Source organism: Aquabacterium sp., from assembly GCF_036279655.1.
Classification (GTDB): Bacteria; Pseudomonadota; Gammaproteobacteria; order Burkholderiales; family Burkholderiaceae_C; genus Aquabacterium.
Genome location: NZ_DASUIT010000163.1, coordinates 39,779 through 62,653 on the forward strand (window position 1 = coordinate 39,779; position 22,875 = coordinate 62,653).

The 22,875-nt window shown below is 64.4% G+C and carries 21 protein-coding genes and 2 riboswitches; of the genes, 9 read left to right on the forward strand and 12 right to left on the reverse strand.

Going from position 1 to position 22,875, the window contains the following annotated elements:
• Positions 1 to 120: 120 nt before the first annotated feature.
• The 7 genes from VFW84_RS17335 to VFW84_RS17365 form a co-directional block, all read right to left on the reverse strand.
• Entirely contained in the window at positions 121 to 804 is a 684-nt protein-coding gene (locus VFW84_RS17335) for a hypothetical protein (protein WP_329681722.1), read from the reverse strand.
• Between the two features lie 149 nt (positions 805 to 953).
• Positions 954 to 3,860, reverse strand: a complete 2,907-nt coding sequence (gene gcvP / locus VFW84_RS17340; protein WP_329681723.1) for an aminomethyl-transferring glycine dehydrogenase — start codon at positions 3,858 to 3,860, stop codon at positions 954 to 956.
• Between the two features lie 36 nt (positions 3,861 to 3,896).
• The gene (gcvH, locus tag VFW84_RS17345) at positions 3,897 to 4,271 is read right to left on the reverse strand and encodes a glycine cleavage system protein GcvH (RefSeq protein WP_329681724.1); all 375 of its coding nucleotides are present in this window, start codon (positions 4,269 to 4,271) and stop codon (positions 3,897 to 3,899) included.
• A 90-nt stretch (positions 4,272 to 4,361) separates the two neighbouring features.
• Complete coding sequence (gene gcvT / locus VFW84_RS17350) at positions 4,362 to 5,489, reverse strand: glycine cleavage system aminomethyltransferase GcvT (RefSeq protein ID WP_329681725.1); 1,128 nt, start codon at positions 5,487 to 5,489, stop codon at positions 4,362 to 4,364.
• An 86-nt stretch (positions 5,490 to 5,575) separates the two neighbouring features.
• A riboswitch (glycine riboswitch) is annotated at positions 5,576 to 5,722 on the reverse strand.
• A gap of 13 nt (positions 5,723 to 5,735) precedes the next feature.
• Positions 5,736 to 5,869, reverse strand: a riboswitch (glycine riboswitch).
• Positions 5,870 to 5,932: 63 nt separating this feature from the next.
• Positions 5,933 to 7,213 carry a TRAP transporter large permease subunit gene (locus tag VFW84_RS17355; RefSeq protein WP_329681726.1) on the reverse strand — a complete coding sequence of 427 codons (1,281 nt, stop codon included), beginning with the start codon at positions 7,211 to 7,213 and terminating at the stop codon, positions 5,933 to 5,935.
• 10 nt (positions 7,214 to 7,223) lie between these two features.
• Complete coding sequence (locus VFW84_RS17360) at positions 7,224 to 7,829, reverse strand: TRAP transporter small permease (protein WP_329681727.1); 606 nt, start codon at positions 7,827 to 7,829, stop codon at positions 7,224 to 7,226.
• A gap of 63 nt (positions 7,830 to 7,892) precedes the next feature.
• The gene (locus tag VFW84_RS17365; protein WP_329681728.1) at positions 7,893 to 8,921 is read right to left on the reverse strand and encodes a TRAP transporter substrate-binding protein; all 1,029 of its coding nucleotides are present in this window, start codon (positions 8,919 to 8,921) and stop codon (positions 7,893 to 7,895) included.
• A 128-nt stretch (positions 8,922 to 9,049) separates the two neighbouring features.
• Between VFW84_RS17365 and VFW84_RS17370 the strand changes: the two genes are divergently transcribed.
• From VFW84_RS17370 to ribA, 3 genes are read left to right on the forward strand one after another with little or no spacing between them, the layout of a single operon-like run.
• Positions 9,050 to 11,035, forward strand: coding sequence for a PAS domain S-box protein (locus tag VFW84_RS17370; protein ID WP_329681729.1), 1,986 nt, complete (start codon positions 9,050 to 9,052; stop codon positions 11,033 to 11,035).
• The gene (locus tag VFW84_RS17375) at positions 11,032 to 11,649 is read left to right on the forward strand and encodes a response regulator transcription factor (RefSeq protein ID WP_329681730.1); all 618 of its coding nucleotides are present in this window, start codon (positions 11,032 to 11,034) and stop codon (positions 11,647 to 11,649) included. Before VFW84_RS17370 ends, VFW84_RS17375 begins: the two co-directional genes overlap by 4 nt.
• Before the next feature lie 55 nt (positions 11,650 to 11,704).
• Complete coding sequence (gene ribA / locus VFW84_RS17380; protein WP_329681731.1) at positions 11,705 to 12,355, forward strand: GTP cyclohydrolase II; 651 nt, start codon at positions 11,705 to 11,707, stop codon at positions 12,353 to 12,355.
• Between the two features lie 54 nt (positions 12,356 to 12,409).
• Here ribA and VFW84_RS17385 read toward each other — a convergent pair whose 3' ends face one another.
• Complete coding sequence (locus VFW84_RS17385; protein ID WP_329681732.1) at positions 12,410 to 13,345, reverse strand: DUF808 domain-containing protein; 936 nt, start codon at positions 13,343 to 13,345, stop codon at positions 12,410 to 12,412.
• Positions 13,346 to 13,444: 99 nt separating this feature from the next.
• On the opposite strand from VFW84_RS17385, the gene rimO reads away from it, so the two are divergent.
• Positions 13,445 to 14,854 (forward strand): 30S ribosomal protein S12 methylthiotransferase RimO, encoded by a 1,410-nt coding sequence (rimO, locus tag VFW84_RS17390; protein ID WP_329681733.1) that lies wholly within the window; start codon positions 13,445 to 13,447, stop codon positions 14,852 to 14,854.
• Positions 14,855 to 14,872: 18 nt separating this feature from the next.
• Positions 14,873 to 16,069, forward strand: a complete 1,197-nt coding sequence (locus VFW84_RS17395; RefSeq protein ID WP_329681734.1) for a PLP-dependent transferase — start codon at positions 14,873 to 14,875, stop codon at positions 16,067 to 16,069.
• Between the two features lie 5 nt (positions 16,070 to 16,074).
• On the opposite strand, the gene VFW84_RS17400 is transcribed toward VFW84_RS17395, so the two are convergent.
• The 3 genes from VFW84_RS17400 to smpB form a co-directional block, all read right to left on the reverse strand.
• Positions 16,075 to 16,947 (reverse strand): metal-dependent hydrolase, encoded by an 873-nt coding sequence (locus VFW84_RS17400; protein ID WP_329681735.1) that lies wholly within the window; start codon positions 16,945 to 16,947, stop codon positions 16,075 to 16,077.
• A 24-nt stretch (positions 16,948 to 16,971) separates the two neighbouring features.
• Positions 16,972 to 18,030 carry a helix-turn-helix domain-containing protein gene (locus VFW84_RS17405; RefSeq protein ID WP_329681736.1) on the reverse strand — a complete coding sequence of 353 codons (1,059 nt, stop codon included), beginning with the start codon at positions 18,028 to 18,030 and terminating at the stop codon, positions 16,972 to 16,974.
• 92 nt (positions 18,031 to 18,122) lie between these two features.
• Positions 18,123 to 18,587 carry an SsrA-binding protein SmpB gene (gene smpB, locus VFW84_RS17410; protein WP_329681737.1) on the reverse strand — a complete coding sequence of 155 codons (465 nt, stop codon included), beginning with the start codon at positions 18,585 to 18,587 and terminating at the stop codon, positions 18,123 to 18,125.
• Positions 18,588 to 18,622: 35 nt separating this feature from the next.
• Here smpB and VFW84_RS17415 point away from each other — a divergent pair, with 35 nt between their 5' ends.
• Together VFW84_RS17415 and VFW84_RS17420 are read left to right on the forward strand one after the other, a co-directional pair.
• Complete coding sequence (locus VFW84_RS17415; protein ID WP_329681738.1) at positions 18,623 to 19,108, forward strand: type II toxin-antitoxin system RatA family toxin; 486 nt, start codon at positions 18,623 to 18,625, stop codon at positions 19,106 to 19,108.
• Complete coding sequence (locus VFW84_RS17420; RefSeq protein WP_329681739.1) at positions 19,095 to 19,424, forward strand: RnfH family protein; 330 nt, start codon at positions 19,095 to 19,097, stop codon at positions 19,422 to 19,424. The genes VFW84_RS17415 and VFW84_RS17420 overlap by 14 nt, the downstream gene beginning before the upstream one ends.
• A 40-nt stretch (positions 19,425 to 19,464) precedes the next feature.
• Here VFW84_RS17420 and VFW84_RS17425 read toward each other — a convergent pair whose 3' ends face one another.
• Positions 19,465 to 19,992 (reverse strand): DUF4124 domain-containing protein, encoded by a 528-nt coding sequence (locus VFW84_RS17425; RefSeq protein ID WP_329681740.1) that lies wholly within the window; start codon positions 19,990 to 19,992, stop codon positions 19,465 to 19,467.
• A 128-nt stretch (positions 19,993 to 20,120) separates the two neighbouring features.
• Here VFW84_RS17425 and guaB point away from each other — a divergent pair, with 128 nt between their 5' ends.
• Positions 20,121 to 21,593: an IMP dehydrogenase gene (gene guaB, locus VFW84_RS17430; RefSeq protein ID WP_329681741.1), complete on the forward strand. Its 1,473-nt coding sequence runs from the start codon at positions 20,121 to 20,123 to the stop codon at positions 21,591 to 21,593.
• A 41-nt stretch (positions 21,594 to 21,634) separates the two neighbouring features.
• Positions 21,635 to 22,858 (forward strand): MFS transporter, encoded by a 1,224-nt coding sequence (locus VFW84_RS17435; RefSeq protein WP_329681742.1) that lies wholly within the window; start codon positions 21,635 to 21,637, stop codon positions 22,856 to 22,858.
• Positions 22,859 to 22,875 lie beyond the last annotated feature (17 nt).

Genomic DNA, 22,875 nt, shown 5'->3' on the forward strand with positions numbered 1-22,875 from the left:
GTGTACTGGACGCTTGAGTGATTATTTCCGCACTTGTGTGACGAGCTTGTCCGGGTTGTCCCGAGAAATGAAAAACCGCCCAGATCGGGCGGTTTGAAAGACAAAAAGAGTTGATCGTGATCAGGGTGCCACGGCAGGTGCGGGCGATTCTGGAGCCGCGCTGGTGGCTGGTGCATCGTTCGACCGGCTGAACAGGCTGCCCAGTCCTTGGATCAACGCGCCGGCAGCTGCGGCCTTGCCAGCATCGCCAGCGAGGCCAGGCGCGTAGTAGTTGCCGCGACCGGCCAGACCCTGGGTCAGCGCATTCTGGACGGCCTGCTGGGCGATGGGGTTGACGGTGCCCGCCGTCACGCCGGGCGCACCCGCCACCGGAGCGGCGTTGTAGCCCAGACGACGCGAGGCGATGGACTGGCGCACCTGCATGTCGATCACCGGCGCCAGGGTGGCGCGTTGGTTCGCGGGCACCGAGGCCAGGCTTTGCATCATCAGCGACTGGTATTCCGGGTCCCCCGTGGGGATGGCCGCGGCCGTCGCTGCGATGGCGTTGGTCTGGGCGGGGGTGAGCGTGGCAACCGGCGCGGCGGCGGGGGCCACAGGCTGACCCGTGATGGCGGCTGCGGCCGCCTGAGCAGCGGCTTGTTGTGCCGCTTGCTGGCCTGCCTGCTGGGTCGCGGCGTTCAACACGCCCTGCAGAAAACCGCCGAACTGGGCCTGGGCGCTGCCTGCGACCACCAGCAGGGCGATGCCGAGCGATGCGGGGGCTATGTGCAGGCGGGCGGGGACGGACGAGGGGGGACGGCTCATGGTGGACTCCTGTATCGATATGTAAGGCGGAGCCCATGCTATCGACCCATTCCACGGAGATCTATAGGGGCCGAGCCCTTCCCCCTGCGAACTGGGAGGTCCACACGGGGCTGTGTCGCATGATCATGTGACACAGCCCTTGAAACCCATCACTCCTGATACTGACTCACCGGCACACACGAGCAGAACAGATTGCGGTCCCCATAGACGTTGTCCACACGGCCCACGGGCGACCAGTACTTCTGCTGGCGCAGGCTGGCCACCGGGTAGGCCGCCGTTTCGCGGCTGTAGGCGTGGGGCCACTCGGCCTTGAGCAGGCTGGCAGCCGTGTGTGGTGCGTTCTTGAGCGGGTTGTCGTCTTGCGGCCACTGGCCTTGTTCGACCTGGCGGATCTCTTCGCGGATGGCGATCATGGCGTCGCAGAAGCGGTCCAGCTCGGCTTGGGATTCGCTCTCGGTGGGCTCGACCATGAGCGTGCCCGCCACCGGGAAGCTCAGCGTGGGCGCATGGAAGCCATAGTCGATCAGGCGTTTGGCCACGTCTTCGGCGCCGACACCACTGGCGTCCTTGAGGGGGCGCAGATCCAGGATGCACTCGTGGGCCACGCCGCCACCCTTGATGGTGCTGCTGCCGCCGCTGAAATGGATGTCGTAGTGATCGGCCAGGCGGGTGGCCACGTAGTTGGCATTGAGGATGGCCACTTCAGTGGCGGCCTTCAGACCATCGGCGCCCATCATGCGGATGTACATCCAGCTGATGGGCAGCACGGCCGCGTTGCCCAGGGGCGCTGCCGACACGGCGCCGACCTGGCTGGGCGTGCCCAGCCCTGCCGAACGGTGGGCCGGCAGGAAGGGGACCAGATCCTCGACCACGCAGACGGGGCCGACACCGGGGCCGCCACCGCCGTGGGGGATGCAGAAGGTCTTGTGCAGGTTGAGGTGGCTGACATCGCCGCCAAACTGGCCCGGGGCGGCCAGGCCAACCAGGGCGTTCATGTTGGCGCCGTCCACGTAGACGCGGCCGCCGTGCTGGTGCACCAGGGCGCACAACTCGGTCACACGGGTTTCGAACACGCCGTAGGTGGACGGGTAGGTGATCATCACCGCGGCCAGGTTGGCGCTGTGGGCCTCGCACTTGGCACGCAGGTCATCAAGGTCGACATTGCCCTCGCTGTCGCACTTGGTGACGACCACGGTCATGCCGGTCATCTGGGCGCTGGCCGGGTTGGTGCCGTGGGCGCTCTCGGGGATCAGGCAGATGTTGCGGTGGCCCTCGCCACGCGACTCGTGGTAGGCCTTGATGATCAGCAGACCGGCGTATTCACCTTGCGACCCGGCATTGGGCTGCAGGCTGATGCCTGCATAGCCGGTGGCCTGTGACAGCCAGGCGCACAACTGCTCGTTGAGCAGGTCGTAGCCCTGAAGCTGATCGCGCGGGGCGAAGGGGTGGATGTGCGCGAACTCAGGCCAGGTGATGGGGATCATCTCGCTGGTGGCGTTGAGCTTCATGGTGCACGAGCCCAGCGGGATCATGGTGCGGTCCAGGGCCAGGTCCTTGTCGGACAGGGCACGCAGGTAGCGCAGCATCTCGGTTTCGCTGTGGTGGGTGTTGAACACCGGGTGGGTCAGGAAGGCGCTGCTGCGGCGCAGGGCGGCGGGCAGGCCCAGGGCCACGCCACCTTCGAACGCGGCGAAGGAGGGCAGGGCTTTGGTACCGCCAAACAGCGTCCACAGGTCGATGATGTCGTCTCGGGTGCTGGTTTCGTCCAGCGAGATGCTCAGGGTGTCGGCGCTGGCAATGCGCAGGTTGATGCCCTTGGCCACGGCCGCGGCCACGATGGCATCGCGGTCATCGCACTGCACCTGCAAGGTGTCGAAGTAAGTCGAATGAATCAGTGTACGGCCCAAGGCCTTGAGGCCTTCGGCCAGGATGGCGGTGTAGGCGGCCACGCGCTGGGCGATGCGGGTCAGGCCCGAGGGCCCGTGGTAGACCGCGTACATGCTGGCGATGACGGCCGGCAGCACCTGAGCGGTACAGATGTTGGAGGTGGCCTTTTCTCGGCGGATGTGCTGCTCGCGAGTCTGCAGGGCCAGTCGGTAGGCAGGGTTGCCATGGCTGTCCACGCTGACGCCCACCAGCCGGCCCGGCATGGAGCGCTTGAACTCGTCCTTGGTGGCCAGGTAGGCGGCGTGCGGGCCGCCATTGCCCATGGGCATGCCAAAGCGCTGGGTGGTGCCCAGGGCGATGTCGGCACCCAGCTCGCCCGGGGGCGTGAGCAGGGTCAGGGCCAGCAGGTCGGCCGCTACGATGGCCAGGGCTCCCTTGGCGTGCAGGGCATCGATCAGGGGGCGCAGATCACGCACCTGGCCATTGACCCCGGGGTACTGCATCAAGGCGGCAAAGCAGTCGTGGGCGGTCAGGTGCTCGGCCAGTTGGGCGGCGTGGACCACGTCGACGGTGATGCCCAGCGGCAAGGCGCGCGTCTGGATCACTTCGAGGGTCTGGGGGAAGACATCGTGGCAGACCACGAAGCGGGTGGACTTGGACTTGCCGGCACGGGCGGCCAGGGTCATGGCCTCGGCGGCGGCGGTGGCCTCGTCCAGCATGGAGGCATTGGCCATGGCCAGACCGGTCAGGTCGGTCACCATGGTCTGGAAGTTGACCAGGGCCTCCATGCGGCCTTGCGAGATCTCGGCCTGGTAGGGCGTGTAGGCGGTGTACCAGGCCGGGTTCTCGAGGATGTTGCGCAGGATGACGCCGGGCGTGTGCGTGCCGTAGTAGCCTTGGCCGATGAAGTTGCGCATCACCTTGTTCTGCTGCGCAATGGATTTCAGTTCGGCCAGTGCCTGGGCTTCGGTCAGCGGGGCGGGCAGATCCATGGGCCGGGCGCGATGGATGCTGGCAGGGACGATGCCGTCCATCAGAGCCTGACGCGAGGCCACACCGATCACGCTGAGCATGTGGGCCTGCTCCTGCTCCCAGGGGCCGAGGTGGCGAGCCTGGAACTCGGTGGCGTTTTCAAGTTCAGCGAGAGAGGGCAGGGCAGTGTTCAGCATGGCGGTGTGTCGGCGTCGGTCAGGTCAGTGGCGGGCTCAGGCGTTCTTGAGCAACTCGTCGTAGGCGGTCTTGTCCAGCAGCGCGTCGAGTTCGGCGGCGTTGGCCAGCTTGACCTTGAAGAACCAGCCTGCGCCGGTGGGGTCGCTGTTGGCCAGGGACGGATCGTCACGCAGGGCTTCATTGACTTCGGTGATCTCGCCGGTCACGGGCATGTAGACATCGGCGGCGGCCTTGACGGACTCGACCACGCCGGCCACATCCTTGGGCTTGAAAGTGGCGCCCACGGCGGGCAGGTCCACATAGACCACGTCGCCCAGGGCATCTTGTGCGTGGTGGGTGATGCCGACGGTGGCGGTGCCGTCAGCGTCGATTTGCAGCCATTCGTGGTCGGGCGTGTACTTGATGGTCATGAGACGTCCTAAAAAAATGAAAATGTGGTGGATGCCGAACGGGCGTGAGTATCTCAGCCCAGGGACATATTTTTTGTTTCAGCCGCGGTATCAGCCGCGGTAGTAGCGGTTGGGCACGAAAGGCAGGGGGGCCACGGTCATGGCCACACGCTTGTCGCGCACCAGGGCAAACACCTCGGTGCCCAGGGCCGATTGGGCCGTGGGCAGGTAGGCCAGGGCGATGGGTTGACCCAGGCTGGGGCTGGGCGAACCACTGGTGACCACACCGATCTCGGTGCCATCGGCCGACACGACTTTGGCGCCTTCGCGCACGGGCATGCGCTCGGTGCTGATCAGACCCACGCGCTTGCGGGCCGCGCCGTTCGCCAGTTGGGCGTCGATCACGCTGGCACCCGGGTAGCCACCGGCGCGCTCGCCACCGGCGCGGCGCACCTTCTGGATGGCCCAGGTGATGCTGCCTTCCACCGGGGTGGTGGTGGTGTCGATGTCATGGCCATACAGGCACAGGCCGGCCTCCAGGCGCAGGGTGTCACGCGCACCCAGGCCGATGGGCTTGACCTCGGGTTGCGCCAGCAGGGCGCGGGCCAGTTGCACGGCCTTGTCCGCCGGGACGGAGATCTCGAAGCCGTCTTCGCCGGTGTAGCCCGAGCGGGTCAGGAAGCAGTCGATGCCATCGAGCACGAAGTGGCCGCCCGTCATGAAGGTGAGCTTCTGTACATCGGCATTCAGGCGGGCCAGCGCAGTCACGGCCTGGGGGCCTTGCAGGGCCAGCAGCGCCTGCTCCGGCAGGGGCTGCACCGTGCACAGGTGGCCGATGTGCTGCTGCATGTGGGCGATGTCCTGGGCCTTGCAGGCGGCGTTGACCACCACGAAGAGGTCGTCGGCGCGGCGCGTGACCATCAGGTCGTCAAGGATGCCGCCTTCACTGTTGGTGAACAGGGCATAGCGCTGCTTGAAGGCGGGCAGACCGACGATGTCGACGGGCACCAGGGTCTCCAGCGCGGCATCGGCGCCAGAGCCCTTGAGCAGGACCTGACCCATGTGCGAGACATCGAACAGGCCGGCGGCCGTGCGGGTGTGCTTGTGCTCGTTCAAGATGCCGGTGGCGTACTGCACGGGCATGTCGTAGCCGCCAAAGGGCACCATCTTGGCGCCCAGTTCGATGTGCAGGGCGTGCAGCGGGGTGGTCAGCAGCGGGGCATTGTGATCAGCGGACATGGCTAAAGGCTGGCCGCCAGGCCAGGCAGGAGGGCAATCGACGTGTTCGATCCAGCAGCGCCGATCTGGTCGATCTGCGCCCTGGTGCTGCCCTCGCTGTCCGCTTTACCTGAGAGATTGACCCATCGCGCAGACCTGGTCCACGCGTTACGGGCTTGCCCCTTCGGTGGGCAGGCTCACCATCGTGCTGGTGAAAGCACCTTGGTCACCCACCTCTCTCCAGTGAGGATCACGGTTGTCAAACAACCGTGTCTGCCAGTCCTTTTGCCTGAGCGTTCGGGCCTCTCACTACCTTCTGAGGGGCCCTGCGCCTTCGGCGACCGGGCGACCGTTGGATGCCGTGGCATCGTTCGGGGCCGGTTCTCTCCTGGCTGGGCGCGATTGTAGCGCCCAGGCTCCGGGTTTCCAAGGGGGCCCCTGGATCGAGGGGCCCCGAGCCGGTCTTATTTCATCAACAGATTGGGCAGCCACAGGGACAGAGGCGGCCAGTAGGTGACCAGCACCAGGAAGCCCAGCATGGTCAGCAGCCAGGGCCACACGGCCACGGTCAGCTCGGTGATGCCCATCTTGGTGATGCCCGAAGCCACGTAGAGGTTCAGGCCCACGGGCGGATGGCACATGCCCACTTCCATGTTGACCACGATGAGGATGCCGAAGTGCACCGGATCGATCCCCAGCTTGACGGCCACCGGGAACAAGATGGGCGCCATGATCAGCACGATCGAGGAGGGCTCCATGAAGTTGCCGGCCACCAGCAGCAGGATGTTGACCACCAGCAGGAAGGCGATCGGGCCCAGGCCCATGCCGATCAGCCAGTCGGCCAGTTGCTGCGGGATGTTCTCATTGGCCAGAACGAAGCTGAACAGCACCGCGTTGGTGATGATGTAGAGCAGCATCGCGCTCATGTTGGCCGAGTTCAGCAGCACGCGGGGCACGTCCTTGAGGCCCATGTCCTTGTAGACGAACACGGCGATGAAGAAGGCATAGACCGCGCTCATGGCGGCAGCCTCTGTAGGCGTGAACAGGCCGGTGTAGATGCCGCCCATCACGATCACGATCAGCAGCAGGCCCCAGATCGATTCACGCAAGGCCTTGAAACGCTCGGCGGTGGTGGCCTTGGGCAAGCGCGGGTAGTTGAACTTGCGGGCGCGCCACCAGGCCGTCAGGCCCAGCAGGAAGGCCAGCAGCAGCCCGGGGATCACACCGGCCATGAACAGGGCGCCCACGGAGGTGTTGGTCGAGACCGAGTACATGACCATCACGATGGACGGCGGGATCAGGATACCCAGGGCGCCGGAGGTGGTGATGATCCCCGCCCCGAACTTGTTGGGGAAACCCGCTTTGACCATGGCCGGCAGCAAGATCGAGCCGATGGCCACCACCGTAGCGGGCGAGGAGCCCGACACCGCCGCGAACAGGGCACAGGCCAGCACACCCGCCAGACCCAGGCCACCGTGGTGGTGTCCGACCATGCTGGTGGCGAAGTTGATCATGCGCTTGGCCACCCCGCCATGGGTCAGGAAGTTCCCCGCCAGGATGAAGAAGGGGATGGCCATGATCTCGAACTTCTCGATGCCGGTGAACAGCTTGAGCGCTACCGACTCGACAGGCACCTCAGTGAAGCCGAAGATGAAGGTCAGGACCGTGAGGCCCAGGGAGATGGAGATGGGCATGCCCGTGAGCATGAGGACCAGCAGCAGTCCAAAGATGATGATTCCGCTCATGGTGTGCTCCTCAGGCCTTGGACTGTTCGATCTCGTCTTCCAGGCCATCGACATGGCCATGGTCGTGGTGCGGCAATTCGCCTGTGCGGGCAAAGTGCCAGGCCACCTGCAGGAAGCGGAAGCACATCAGGGACGAACCCAGCGGGATGGCGCAGTAGATGATCCAGGTGGGCCATTCCAGGTCAGGCGTGGTGGGGCCTTCGATCAGGTCGGTCATGTCCAATCCCAAGGCGCTGTGGAAGGCATAGTTGGCGCCGTTGTGCCAGACAAAGCCTGCGCCCATGGTGGCAATGGCGCCCGTGAACAGCGCCCCCGCCAGCAGGCCAAAGAGCACGAACTTGCGGCGGTGCGGTTCCGACAACTGGTTGATCAGCACATCCACACCCACGTGGATGCCGGTACGCACGCCATAGGCGGCCCCGAATTTGGCCATCCACACGAACAGGTAGATGGTGGCCTCCTGGGCCCAGGCCAGGTCGACCGTCAACAACCAGTCCTGCAGGGGGCTGCTCACCCCCACCAGGTAGCGGTGCACAACGGACACAAAAATGATGAGGGTGGCGGCGCCCATGAAGGACGCAATCAGCCATTCTTCGAGATGATCAAGCCACTTCATGGTGTGCTCTCCTGAAAAAAGCCCACGTGGGACGTGGGCTTGGGCAGTGTTCTTTGCGGTGGCTTACAGCTTGGATGGATCGAAGCCGGTGACCTGATAGATCTCCTGGATCGTCTCGGTGCCGATGCGCGAAGCCATCTGCTTGTGCACGCCAATGGTGGCCTTCTTGAGGAGGAAGCGCTCGGCCGGGCTCAAGGTGTAGACCGTCGTCTTTCCGGTCGCCTTGACGGCGGCCAGGGCGTTCTGGTTGTCCTGGAAGGCCACGTCATTGGCCACCTTGGTGGATTCGGCCATGGCCTTGTTCAGCGCGGCACGGACATCGGCGGGCAGGCCGTCCCAGAACTTCTTGTTGACCACCACTGCATAGCCCAGGTAGCCGTGGTTGGTGACGCTGACGTGCTTTTGCACCTCATGCATCTTCTGGGTGTAGAGGTTGGAGGGGGGGTTCTCGGTGCCGTCCACCACGCCAGTCTGCAGGGCCTGGTAGGTTTCAGAGAATGCCAGCACCTGGGGCAGGGCGCCCAGGGCGCGCATTTGTGCGTCCAGCACCTTGGAGGACTGGATGCGCATCTTGGTGCCCTTGTAGTCCTCGACGTACTTCAGGGGTTTGTTGGCCGACATCACCTTGAAGCCGTTGTCCCAGTAAGACAGGCCGGTGATGCCGCGCGACTCCAGCTTCTTGAGCAGCTTCTGGCCGACGGGGCCCAGCGTGATCTTGTGCAGGTCGTTGTAGTCGTCAAAGATGAAGGGCAGATCGAAGACCTCGAATTCCTTGACACCCAACGGGGCGAACTTCGACAGCGAAGGCGCCAGCATCTGGACCGAGCCCAGTTGCAGCGCTTCCATCTCTTCTTTGTCCTTGTAGAGCTGGCTGTTGGGGTAGACCTCGACCTTGACCTTGCCCTTGGTGAGTTCGGCCGCACGCTTGGCGAAGAAGGCGGCGGCTTTGCCCTTGGGGGTGTCCACGGCCACCACGTGGCTGAACTTGATCACGATGGGCGACTGGGCGAAGGCGGCAGGGGTCACCGCCAGTGCGGCGCCCAGAGCCAGCAGAGTGCGACGGACGATGGAGGTGCTCAGCGGTGTGTTCATGGTCGGAAGTCTCCGGTTGATCGGTAGCGTGATTGTTGGCGCTCGCCCATTCGCCGGAAATTGTGGAGATCCACATTCCTGCCACAGGCGCATGCCGTGATCGTGGTCAGCCTCTACACTTTGTGTCCATGAGGCAGCCGCTCACCGCACCCCCCAGGCCACGACTGGCCTTGCCGCCACAGCCGCGGCTCAAATTGCTGGGCTGGCGTCTGGGGGGGCTGCCCAGCCTGTGGGCCTGGCCGCTCATGCTGTCGCTGGTGTTTGTGGTGGGCGTGATGGTCTGGATGGCCAAATCAGCACGCGACGACGCAGAGGCCAAGCGCGCCGAGATGATTTCAGATGCCTTGTCGCTGGAGGCTCAGATCGCGAACTGGCTGGACGGGGAAGCCGTTCGCCTCAAGGCGCTGGGCGACGTCATGGCGGCCGAAGGCATGCGCCCGGAGTCCTTTGCCCGCCATGCCCTGGTGCTCGATGGTGTGCGCCGCTTCTGGGTCAATGTGACCTGGCTGGATGCCAGTGGCCGCATCGTTGCCCAGGTGCCCGATGATCAGGTGCCGCCCAACGATCCCTTGCGGACGTCGGGCACTGACCGTGGCCTGGCGGGTCACCTGATGGTGACCCTGCGCAACGGAGGCACGCTGGTGGCGCGCTATTCATCGGCCAATTTGCTGCGTCAGCGTGTGCCCTGGTGGCTGGCCAGCAAGTACGACATCCGGCTGGTGGATGTCTCCGATGACGTCATTGCGGCCACGGTCGACGGTGAGCGGCGGGAAGACCAACTCTGGTATCGCAAGGCCATGGGGCCGTCCCTGCCTCAGGCCTGGCTGGAGCTGTCCTCCAGAGAGCGTCTGACGCCCTGGTGGCAGACCTTGCCCATGGCCTTGATGGCAGGCTTTGTGCTGCTGGTGGGGGCGGCGTCATGGATGCTGCGGCGCCAGATGTTGGGGGTGGCTCGTGCCGAGGAGGCCTGGCGCACCGAAGCGGCCTGGCGCAGCGCCATGGAAGATTCCTTGTCGGTCGGGATCCGTGCCCGAGATCTCGATGGGCGTCTGGTCTACGTCAACCGCACCATGGCCGACATGGTGGGCTATACCACGGAGGAGCTGGAGGGTGCCATGCCGCCCATGCCGTACTGGCCCCGGGGCGAACTGGATCAGGCCATGGAGCGTCACCTGCGCAACATGGCCGGACGGGCGCCCAGTGAGGGTTACGAGTCCCGCTGGCAGCACCGTGACGGTCATCTGGTGGATGTGATGGTGTTCGAAGCCCCCCTGGTGGATGCCCAGGGTCGACAGATCGGCTGGATGGCTTCGATCCTCAACATCACCGAGCGCAAGCGCCTGGAAGACTGGGAGCGTCGGCAGGCCGAAACCATGGCCCATCATTCACGCCTGACCATGCTGGGCGAGGTGGCGTCCACCCTGGCCCATGAACTCAATCAGCCCTTGTCGGCCATCACGTCCTACAACGCGGGTGTGCTCAATGCCTTGAGGCGGACGGGGGCCACGGACACGACCGTGCTCACGGCCCTGGAGCGCATGGGGGAGCAAGCGGCCCACGCAGGCCGCATTGTCCGACGCATCCGGGACTTCCTGACGCGCCGTGAGCCCCAGCGTGAGGCCTGTGATATCAACCAGGTGGTGGAATCGGCCACAGGCCTGCTCAAGCGCGAGATCGCCCGGCACGCGATCACCGTCACGATGCGTCTGGACAAGACCTTGCCCCGGGTCATGGCCGATCCCATCTTGATCGAGCAGGTGGCGGCCAACCTGGTGCGCAATGCCTGTGATGCGGTGGCCTCGCAAGAGGGGGAGCGTCGCATCGAGGTGCACACGGCGCTGGGCGCGGGCGGGCATTTTGTCAAGGTGAGTGTGACGGACAACGGCCCAGGCCTGGGGGGGCGCAGCATCGAGACGCTGTGCGCACCTTTCTATTCGACCAAGTCCGAGGGCATGGGCATGGGGCTGGCCATCTGCCGATCCATCATCGAATTGCACTACGGCGGCCTGGATGCCGAAGACGTGCCCAGTGGCGGAGCCTGTCTGTCGTTCACGGTGCCCTGCACCGGCGCAGATGATCACCTGGACCACCCAGAAGAGGAGGACGTTCCATGAGTTCACACACCGATGACATCGTGTACCTGGTGGATGACGAGGCTGTGGTGCGCGACGCCTTGGCCTTTCTGCTGGGCTCTCGTGGTTTGCTGGTCTACAGCTTTGCCAGTGGGCCGGCCTTGCTGGCGCATCTGGTGCAGGCTGTGCGGCCGGTCCGGGGCGTGTTTCTGGTGGACGTCCGCATGGAGCCCATGTCCGGCCTGCTGCTGCACGAGGAACTGCTGGCCCAGGGTATCCGCAATCCGCTGCTGTTTCTGAGTGGTCACGGTGACATTCCCATGGTGGTCGAATCCCTCAAGAAAGGGGCCTTCGACTTTCTGGAAAAGCCTTACAGCGACAACACACTGGTCGATCGCATCGAGCAGGCGCTGGCTGTCGAGCGCGCGATGCTGGTCGATGACGCTCGGCATGCCGAAAAAGGCGCCCGTCTGGCCAGCCTGAGCGATCGTGAACGCGAGGTCATGGGCCGAGTCGCGGCCGGCAAGCTCAACAAGGTCATTGCCGATGAATTGCACATCGCGGTACGAACGGTGGAGGTGCATCGCGCGAGGGTGTTTTCCAAGCTGGGTGTGCGTTCGGCCGCGGAGTTGGCCACCTGGTTGGCCGGTGCCTGATGCAAGGACTTGACGAGCCTGCGACAATAGAAGTCTTACCCGATTGTCTGTCCGAATGAATCAGTCCACCGATCCAGCCGTGTCCCCGCAGGAGTCGACGACGTCTGTCGAATTGCTGGCCGAGGCTCGCCTGCCGACGCCCGAGGGCACTTTCACGATGAAGCTCTTCAAAGAGCATCCTTCCGGGGTGGAGCATGTGGCCCTGGTCATGGGTGAGCTCACCGGGCCTGTGCTTTTGCGCGTGCACAGCGAGTGCATGACGGGTGATCTCTTCGGTTCGCTGCGCTGCGACTGCGGCCCTCAACTGCATTTCGCGCTCAAGCAGATCGGTCTGGCCGCTCAAGGGGTGGTGCTGTACCTGCGCCAGGAGGGGCGTGGCATCGGCCTGGCCAACAAGCTGCGTGCTTACGCCTTGCAGGATGAGGGCCTGGACACCGTGGAGGCCAATCTCCGGCTGGGCTTTGCGGCCGATCTGCGGCGCTTTGACGTGGCGGCCCACATGCTCAACGCCCTGGGTGTCAGCCAGGTCCGCTTGATGACGAACAACCCCCGCAAGGTCAGCACCTTGCAGGATGCTGGCGTGAATGTGGTCGAACGAGTGCCCGTGCGGATCGAGCCACAGTCGGAAAACGAGCACTACCTGGCCACCAAGGCACTCAAGCTGGGCCACCACATCGACTGGCTGCCTGCTTCCGAATCGCCTTGAAGCGGCCTGGATGGCCGACCTTCCGTCCGCTGGATGTGGGCGGGTGCAGGGGGGTCAGTGCTTGCGGCCCAGGAGCTTCTGGCCAAAGGTGACCACCGCCAGTACCACGGCGCCTGCGATGATGCCGCCGATGGTGTCCACCAGCGTGGGCGTGACGGCTTGCAGCACCGGGCCCACGGCAGCCACGGTGCCGGCCGCTTCAGACCAGTGATGCACGACATCGTGTGCACCCGGAGTGCCGTGGGTCAGGATGCCTCCTCCCACCATGAACATGGCCACCGTGCCCACCACGGACAGCGTCTTCATCAAGTAAGGCGCGCCAGACAGCATGGCCCTGCCCAGACCCCGCACCAGTGCGCCCGCTCCCTGGCGCTGACTCAGGTACAGGCCGCCGTCGTCGAGCTTGACGATGCCCGCCACCAGGCCATAGACGCCGATGGTCATGACGATGGAGATGCCGCTGAGCACGGTGAGCTGTTGCATGAAGGGCGCTGCCGCCACGGTTCCCAGGGTGATGGCAATGATCTCCGCCGACAGGATGAAGTCTGTCCGGATGGCACCTTTGACCTTGTCCTTTTCGAATGCCAGGATGTCGATCGCCGGGTCGCTGACCGCCTTGACCAGTTCGGCGTGATGGGCCTGGTCCTCTTGCGGACTGTGGAGGAACTTGTGCGCCAGCTTCTCGAAGCCTTCAAAACACAAATAGGCGCCGCCCACCATCAGCAAGGGAGTGACCAGCCAGGGCGCCCAGGCGCTGATGGCCAGTGCAGCGGGCACCAGGATGGCCTTGTTCTTCATGGAGCCCACGGCGACGGCCCAGACCACGGGCAGCTCGCGGTCCGCGTTGATGCCAGTGACTTGCTGGGCATTGAGCGCCAGGTCGTCTCCCAGCACGCCGGCCGTTTTCTTGGCGGCCACTTTGGTCATGACAGAGACGTCATCGAGCACGGTAGCGATGTCGTCAAGCAAGGCGAGGAGGCTGCTGGCCACGGGGAAGATCCTTGAAGTGTGGAATGGTCGGCCAGCAATGTACCGTCAGTTGCAGGCATTGCGGTGCGGCGATGCGCATTTTCCCGGACAATCACGCCCATGACGATCGAACAGACCCCCACATCCGCCCCCGCAAGCGGTCCCGCCCCCAAAATCGGATTTGTCAGCCTGGGCTGCCCCAAGGCCTTGACAGATTCCGAGCTCATCCTCACGCAACTGCGGGCTGAGGGCTATGAGACCAGCAAGACCTTCAACGGTGCCGATCTGGTGATCGTCAACACCTGCGGCTTCATTGACGATGCCGTTAAGGAAAGCCTGGACACCATCGGCGAGGCCCTGGCCGAGAATGGCAAGGTCATCGTGACCGGCTGCCTGGGCGCCAAGACAGGCCAGGACGGCGGCAATCTGATCCGGGGTGTGCACCCCAAGGTGCTGGCCGTGACCGGCCCCCACGCCACGCAGGAGGTGATGGACGCCGTGCACATCCACGTGCCCAAGCCGCATGACCCCTTTGTGGACCTGGTCCCCGAGGCGCGCGGCGTGGCCGGCATCAAGCTCACTCCGCGGCACTACGCCTATCTCAAGATCAGCGAGGGTTGCAACCATCGCTGCAGCTTCTGCATCATCCCCAGCATGCGTGGTGACCTGGTCTCGCGCTCCATCGGTGAGGTGCTGACCGAGGCTCGGGCCCTGTTCGAGTCGGGTGTCAAGGAGCTGCTGGTCATCAGCCAGGACACCAGCGCCTATGGCGTGGACGTCAAGTACCGCACCGGCTTCTGGGATGGCAAACCCGTCAAGACCAAGATGTTCGACCTGGTCGAACAACTCGGTGCGATGGCCCGTGAGCATGGCGCCTGGGTGCGCTTGCACTATGTCTACCCCTATCCCCATGTGGACGAGATCGTGCCTCTGATGGCGCAAGGCCTGATCCTGCCTTATCTGGACGTGCCCTTCCAGCATGCCCACCCGGACATGCTCAAGCGCATGAAGCGTCCCGCCAATGGCGAAAAGAATCTCGAGCGCCTGCTCAAGTGGCGCGAGATGTGCCCGGAGATCGTGGTGCGCAGCACCTTCATCGCCGGCTTCCCCGGCGAGACGCAGGAAGAGTTCGACTATCTGCTGGACTTTCTGCGCGAGGCGCGGATCGACCGCGCGGGCTGCTTTGCCTACTCCCCCATCGAGGGCGCACCAGCCAACGACCTGCCTGGCGCCTTGCCCGACGAGGTCCGAGAGGAGCGCCGCGCGCAGTTCATGGCCGTGGCCGAGCAGGTGTCGATCGCCAAGCTGCAATCCCGTGTCGGGGCCACCATGCAGGTGCTGATCGACAGCGCGCCGGCCCTGGGCCGCAAGGGCGGGGTGGGGCGCAGCTACGCCGATGCCCCCGAGATCGATGGCACCGTGCGCCTGCTGCCTCCCCAGAAAGCCTCCAAAACCCTCAAGGTGGGCGAGTTCACCAAGGCCAAGATCGTGGCGGCTGAAGGCCATGATCTGATCGGCATGCCGATCTGATCGACGCCGGACCTTGTCATGCCCAGCAGCACCGACCTGATCCATCACCCTTACCGCGCACCCGGGGGGTTCGACTCGGTGGTGCCTGGCATCCACAAGGCCTCGACGGTCATCTTCGAGAACACGCAGGCCCTTCGCTCACGCGAGTGGAAGGACAAGAGCGGCTACACCTACGGCCTGCACGGCACGCCCAGCACCTTCATCCTCGAAGAGCGCTTGGCGACGCTGGAGGGCGGTCTGCAGACCCTGCTGGCCCCCTCGGGCCTGTCGGCCATTGCGCTGGTGGACATGGCCTTGCTCCGGCAGGGGGACGAGGTTCTGATCCCGGACAATGCCTATGGGCCCGGCAAGGACTTCGCGCGGGGTGAGCTGGCCCAGTGGGGCATCAGCCACCGCTTCTATGACCCCATGGATGCACAGTCGCTGGCCAGCATGATCGGCGAGCGCACGCGCCTGGTCTGGCTGGAGGCTGCTGGCTCGGTCACGCTGGAGTTTCCTGACCTGATCGGCTTGATGCAGGTCATCCGCCAGCATCCCGGGGTGGTGGCTGCGCTCGACAACACCTGGGGTGCGGGCCTGGCCTTTCATCCCTTTGCTTTCGGGCCGGCAGCAGCGCCGCTGGGGGTGGACGTGTCGGTGCATGCCCTGACCAAATACCCGTCTGGCGGGGGCGATGTCCTGATGGGCAGCGTGGTCACCCGTGATGCGGATCTGCATCATCGCCTGAAGATGACCCACATGCGCCTGGGCCTGGGTGTGGGTGGCAATGATGTCGAAGGCTTGCTGCGCGGTCTGCCCAGCCTGCCGCTGCGTTATGCCGCGCACGATGCCAGCACACGTGAGATTGCCGCCTGGCTGACCACACGCCCTGAAGTCTCTCAGGTTCTGCATCCCGCGCTGCCTGATTCCCCGGGGCATGCCCATTGGGCAGCGGTCTGCCAGGCTGCAGGGGGGCTGGTGTCGATGGTGTTCGATGGGCAACGCTACAGCGCCGCTCAGGTCGACGTCCTGGTGGATGCGCTGCAACTGTTTCGCATCGGCTATTCCTGGGGTGGTCCCATGAGCTTGGTGGTGCCTTATGAGCTCCAGGGCATGCGCCGCTTTGGCGCCATGGCCAGTCGGTCAGGCACGCTGGTGCGCCTGGCCATCGGCCTGGAGCGCACGGCGGATCTGATCGCCGATCTGGAGCGTGCCTTCACAGCCCTGGGGGCTTGACGACCTCAGGTGCCCGCGGCGTGCAGGGCATTGCCTGCGGCGATCGGATCACCGGTTTTCTCGAACGTGGCCACCCAGGTGCCGTAGCTGGGCATCTCGCGCTGCTTCCAGGGGTGGAAGCCCGGCTTGTAGTACGCGAAGTAGTAGCCCAGGGTGGGAATGAACAGTCCGCCGGGCTTGTAGAACCACCACAGCCCCCGTGCCCACAAGCCCATGCGCTGCATGAAGCTGAAGCCGTCGGCCTTGAACATGCGGTTCATCACGCTGGCCACCTTGAAGGGGAAGCCGAAGGTGATGATCAGCATGGGGATGTTGCGGCGCAGCCAGCCTGCCTTGGCCACCTTGACCAGCACATCGAAGGCCACCGCCTTGTGCTCGACCTCCTCGATGGCGTGCCAGGCATAGAGGGCCCGCACGCGGGGATCGCTGGCTTCCAGCAACTCGCGGCGCTCGAAAAAGCAGGTGCACATCATCGAGGTCAGGTGTTCCAGGGCCGCCGTGGCGGCCAGGCGCTGCGTGGGCGTCGAGATCTTGGGCGCGTCGACAAAGAACTCCTGCTCCAGCTCGGCCGTGATGGCATCGACATCGATGCCCTGGCGCTTGAGGCGCTCGTTGTACTGACGGTGCACCATGCTGTGCTGTGCCTCCTGGCGGATGAAGTCCTTCACCTCCTGGCGCAGCTTCGGATCGGTGATCTGGTCGCTGAACTCGCGCACGCTGGTGATGAAGAACTTTTCGCCAGGGGGGAACAAGGTCGACATGGCGTCAAAGAACCGGGTCTTGAAGGCGTCGCCGCCCATCCAGTACTTGGGGATGTCGCCTTCCAGGCCGAAGTCAAGGTGCTCGCGTGGGACGATGCTGGCGTGTGTATCGGTCATGGTCTTGGTCACTCGTTGATGGGATCAGGCAGAGGGATGGCTCTGGTGCTGCTCCTGGTGTTGTCGACGAAATTCGGACGGGGCCAGCCCCGTCCAGCGCCTGAAGGCGCGGGTGAAGCTGTGGCGATCGGAAAAACCCAGTTGCTCGCTCAAGGCCTCGATGTCCGTGGTGGGGCCGGCTTTCAGGGCCGTGATGGCCCGCTCATAACGGCATCGCGCCTGGATGTCTCCAAAAGGCTCGCCTTCCTCGCGCAGACGGCGCTGAAGGGTGCGCGGGTGCACGTTCAGGCGCTCGGCCAGACGCTCAATGCCTTGCCCCATCAGGTGGGGGTGCTGGCGAAACAGTTTTACCAGAGAAGCGACCATGCTGGAAGAGCCAGGCTCAGGCAGTTGCTGCTCGACTTGCTGCTGAGCTCGCCGATGCAGGTCGGGCACGGCGCCAGGCAAGGGCAGGTCGAGCAGCCGGCTCTGGAACACCACGATGTTGCGGGGCCGGTGGATGTGCACGGGCACACCGAAATGGGCTTCGCAGGCGGCGCGCTGCGGTCCGGGATCGTGCTGCACTTCGACATGCAGGACCAGGGCGGTGCTGCCTGTGGTCAGGCGCACGATCCTGGCCAGGGCCGCCAGGACGCTTTCTACAAAGTAGCCATGTACACGGACGTTGTCGCAGGGCAGGTCCACGTCGACGACCAGAGCGGCCTGAGGCCCCGAGGTCTCGATGTGGAAGTCATTGCTTGGCAAGGTGCGCGACACCCACTGCAGGGCTGGCAGGGCTTGACGCAAGGTCGGGGTGGTGGTGAGGAAAGTTTCGAGCGCTGGCAGGTGGTCAAAGGCGAACAACTGGCCCAGCACCAGTGGGAAGTAATGCGCCGGCGCAGCCTCGGAGACACATTTCTGCATCAGTTGCACCAGTGCTTCCCGGCGGATCTGAGGGACGCCGCCACGGTCCAGATCCATGCCCGACGCAGTGAACAGGGGGTTGATGTTGAACCGACAATGCGAGGCCGCACGCGCCCAGGAGGTGGCGGCGGGAAAGGACATCAGGTCATGGACGGACCCGGAGTGGCGCGTGTCGAGCATGGCGGCAACTCTAGGGGGCCTGATGCGACAGCACCAGACCAGAAGGCGACATCAAGGGGGTATTTTGCGACAGCTGCCGCGACCCGAAGGGCTCAGTCCTTGGGGCCGGAGGAGACCTTGTGCCGCATCAGGCGGCCCTTCTCTCGCTCCCACTCGCGCTCTTTGACTGTGTGGCGCTTGTCGTGCTCGGCCTTGCCCTTGGCCAGGGCCACGTCCACCTTGACCCGCCCGGCCTTGTAGTGCAAGTTCAATGGCACCAGGGTGTAGCCCTTCTGTTCGGTCTTGCCGATCAGGCGCCGGATCTCCTGGCGATGCATCAGCAATTTCTTGATGCGATCGGCGTCCGGGCTGACGTGGGTCGAAGCAGAACGCAGGGCATTGATGCGCAGCCCGATGAGAAAGAGTTCGCCGTTCTTGACGATCACATAGCCATCGGTCAGTTGCACCTGACCATCCCGGATGGCCTTGACTTCCCAGCCCTCCAGCACGATGCCCGCCTCGAATCTTTCTTCGATGTGATAGTTGAAAAGGGCTTTTCGGTTTTCTGCGATCGACATGAGAGGGCGTTGCGTCCTTAAAATACCGTCATTCTATGAAGCACGTCCACAAGTCTGTCCTGCTTTGGTACTCACCGCGTGAAATGTACGCCCTGGTGACCGCCGTGGAGGACTACCCCAAATTTCTTCCATGGTGTTCTCAGGCCGAGGTGCTGACGCGCCATGACGATGGCGTCACGGCTCGCCTGCACATCTCCTTTGCCGGGGTGCGTCAGGCCTTCACCACCCGTAATGTGCACGATGACGGGCGCTGTCTCACCATGAAACTGGTCGATGGCCCTTTCTCGAGCCTGGAGGGCACCTGGCGTTTCACGCCTTTGCAGACGCCCGCGCAGGCGCCCGCTGGCGAAGGGGTCGCCGCTCCCTCCGAGCCCACGGCCTGCAAGGTCGAGTTTTCGCTGGACTATGCCTTTTCCAGTCGCCCCCTGGAGCTGGTGGTCAGTCCCGTGTTCGACCGCATTGCCAATACCTTTGTCGACGCCTTTGTCAAACGCGCGGAGCAGGTCTATGGTGCCCGCTGATGACTGCGTGTGGGTCGAGGTGGTCTACAGCCCCGGTCCTCGGCAGGTGTCTCGCACCGTCTTGAGTCTGCCGGCCGGGGCCACGGTCGCCCAGGCCGTGCAGGCCAGTGCGCTGGTGGAGGGTGTTCTGCCACAGGGGTGGCATGTCGGGGTGTGGGGCCGCAAGGCGCCGCCCGATACCGTTGTGCGCCACGGCGATCGTGTCGAGATCTATCGCGCCTTGAAGGTCGACCCCAAGGAGGCTCGTCGTGTGCGCTATCGCGCGCATGGCGAAAAACTACCCAAAGGCATCCACCGGTCCCCGAAAACGGCATGACCGCCTGATCTCAGGCCGCCGTCTCGCCACTCTCGGTGGCTCAGGGGGCTGATTGACAGTTGGCCTCGATGGCCTGGCGGGCGCGTGCCTGCTCTGCGGCGCGTGCCTTGTCGTCCAGTATTTCACGCTCACCCTGGCTGTTGGTGCGCGAGATGCGGATGCCTTCGTTGAGGGACTTCTGGTAGTTGCGGGCGCGCTGGCAGTCCTCGGCACGCGTTTTGGCCCGTTTGTCGTCTTCGGCCTTTTTCTTGGCGGCCTCGGCGGCCTCCTGCTGGCGCTTCTTGGCTTCGAGTTCAGGGTCCGATGCTTTGATCGACGGCTTGAGGGCGGGCGCAGCCGACTCACTGGCCTCAAGCGCAGCCTTGTTGGCGGCCGCGCGCATGGCGGCAGCAGGGCGTTTGAGGATGTCCTTGTCGGCGACATAGGCCGGTGGTGGGCGGTCGCTGTACTGGACGCGGCCATCGGCGTCCTTCCACTTCCACTGGGAGGCATGAGCCGGTGAGGCCATGGCGGCAACCAGAAGCCATGAGCAGCAGGTGAGGGCGGAAGACAGTCGTACAGAGTCCATGGGAACAGTTTAGCCTCGCTGTCGACCGAGATAGCCCTGAAGTTGTGTGCAGATGCACGGGGTTTTCCGGGGTACTTGCCGGAGCGCGCGACAGGTCTATAATCCGCTTTTGCGTCTGGAGCCTGTTCATGCGCCTGCTTGGTAAAGCACTCACGTTTGATGACGTGTTGTTGGTGCCCGCGTACTCTCAAGTGTTGCCCCGCGACACATCGCTGGCCACCCGTATCACCCGAAACATCCAATTGAACCTGCCGCTGGTGTCCGCTGCCATGGACACCGTGACGGAGAGCCGTCTGGCGATCGCGATCGCCCAGGAGGGCGGCATGGGGATCATCCACAAGAACCTCACGGCCAAGCAGCAGGCCGCGGAAGTCGCGCGCGTCAAGCGCTACGAGTCCGGCATCCTGCGTGATCCGATCACGATTTCATCGGGTGTCAAGGTGCGCGATGTGATCGAGCTGTCCAACCAGCACGGCATCTCCGGTTTCCCGGTGGTCGATGACGGCAAGGTGGTCGGTATCGTGACGGGCCGTGACCTGCGTTTCGAGACCCGACTGGACGCCCCCGTGCGCGAGATCATGACTCCGCGCGAGCGGCTGATCGTCGTCAAGGACGGTGCCAGCCAGGCGGAAGCCAAAGCCCTGATGCACCAGCACAAGCTGGAGCGTGTGCTGATGGTCACGGACGATTTCCAGTTGCGCGGTGTTTTCACCGTCAAGGACATCACCAAGCAGAACAGCTTCCCCAATGCCGCACGTGATGCACACGGCAAGCTGCGCGTGGGCGCTGCCGTGGGTGTGGGCGAGGGCACGGAAGAGCGTGTCGAGCTGCTGGTCAAGGCCGGTGTGGACGCCCTGGTGGTGGACACCGCCCACGGCCACAGCCATGGCGTGATCGAGCGCGTGCGCTGGGTCAAGAAGAACTTCCCTCAGGTCGACGTCATCGGCGGCAACATCGCCACCGGTGCGGCTGCTCTGGCGCTGGTCGAGGCGGGCGCGGACGGCGTCAAGGTCGGCATTGGCCCCGGCTCCATCTGCACCACCCGCATCGTGGCAGGCGTGGGTGTGCCTCAGATCATGGCCATCGACAACGTGGCCACGGCCCTGCAGGGCACGGGCGTGCCCCTGATCGCCGACGGCGGCATCCGTTACTCGGGTGACATTGCCAAGGCCATTGCCGCAGGTGCCAGCACCGTGATGATGGGCGGCATGTTCGCCGGGACCGAAGAGGCCCCCGGCGAGGTCATCTTGTTCCAGGGCCGCAGCTACAAGAGCTACCGCGGCATGGGCTCGATCGGTGCCATGAAAGATGGCTCGGCCGACCGCTACTTCCAGGAAAACGACGAGACCACCAACCCCAACGCCGACAAGCTGGTGCCAGAGGGCATTGAGGGCCGGGTGCCCTACAAGGGTTCGGTCATCACGATCCTGTACCAGATGGCCGGAGGCCTGCGGGCCTCCATGGGCTACTGCGGTTGCGGCACCATCGAAGAGATGCGCAACAAGGCCGAGTTCGTTGAGATCACGGCGGCCGGCATCCGTGAGAGCCACGTCCACGACGTGCAGATCACCAAGGAAGCGCCCAACTACCGCATGGAGTGAGCGCCCGACGGCTGTGATGGCCGCTTTTGCCTGGACCGCCGATGAGTATTTCAAGCGGCCGCAAAGCGGCCATGCCGTTCATCATGATCACGGTGCTGCTCGACATGATGTCGATCGGCATCATCGCACCCGTGCTGCCCAAGCTGATTGGCAGCTTCATGGATTCGGGTGCGGGCACCTCGATCGGGTATGGCGCAGCACAGGCAGCGTTTGCCATCGCCCAGTTCTTCAGCGCGCCGATCCTGGGGGCGCTGTCCGATCGCTATGGGCGTCGGCCGGTGCTGCTGATTGGTTTGCTGGGCATGGCGCTGAACTTCTTCGTCACGGCGCTGGCCACCGAGTTCTGGATGCTCCTGCTGGTGCGCCTGATGGGTGGGGCCATGTGCGCCAACATCGCCGTGGCCAATGCCTATGTGGCCGACATCACCGAGCCTCAGAACCGTGCTCGCAACTACGGCATGCTGGGCGCGATGTTTGGACTGGGTTTCATTCTGGGGCCGGTGCTGGGGGGGCTGTTGGGTGAGCACAATCTGCATCTGCCCTTCTTCCTGTCAGGGGCGATGTGCCTGGTGAACTGCCTGTATGGCTACTTCGTGCTGCCCGAGTCCTTGCCGCAGGAGCGGCGCCGTCACATCGAGCTGTCCAAGGTGAACCCATTCTCGTCGCTGGCACGCCTGCGTGAACTCAAGGGGGTCGAGACGCTGATGTGGATCATGGGCCTGTCCATCCTGGCCCAGTTCTGCCTGCACACCAGCTGGTTCCTCTACACCGAGTTCAAGTTCGGCTGGACGCCTCGTGACAACGGCCTGTCCCTGCTGGTGGTCGGGGGCATGGCGGTGGTGGTGCAGGGCGGCCTGATGCGCCAGGTCGAGAAGTTCATGCCGCTGAACAAGGTGGTCAGCATTGGTCTGGTGTCGGCCACCGTTGCCTTTGCCGCCTTTGGTGCCGTACCTGCGGGCTGGATGATGTTCGTGGTGGTGGTGCTCAATGTGTTTGGCTACATGGTGCAGCCCGGTCTGCAGAGTGTGGTGTCCAACGCCGTGGATCCGACGCGTCAGGGCGAGAGCATGGGCGCGGTGTCGTCCATCAACAGCGTGGCCGCCGTGCTGGGGCCTCTGCTGGGCACACCGGTGCTGGCCCTCGTTTCTCACTACCCGCAGGGCGACTGGCGCCTGGGGGCCCCTTTCTATCTGTGTGCGGCCATCCAGGCGGTGGCGGCCATCATCGGTTTGCGTTATTTTTCTCGCTCGGGCAAACCCGCCTGAGCCACGTTTTCAGAGAT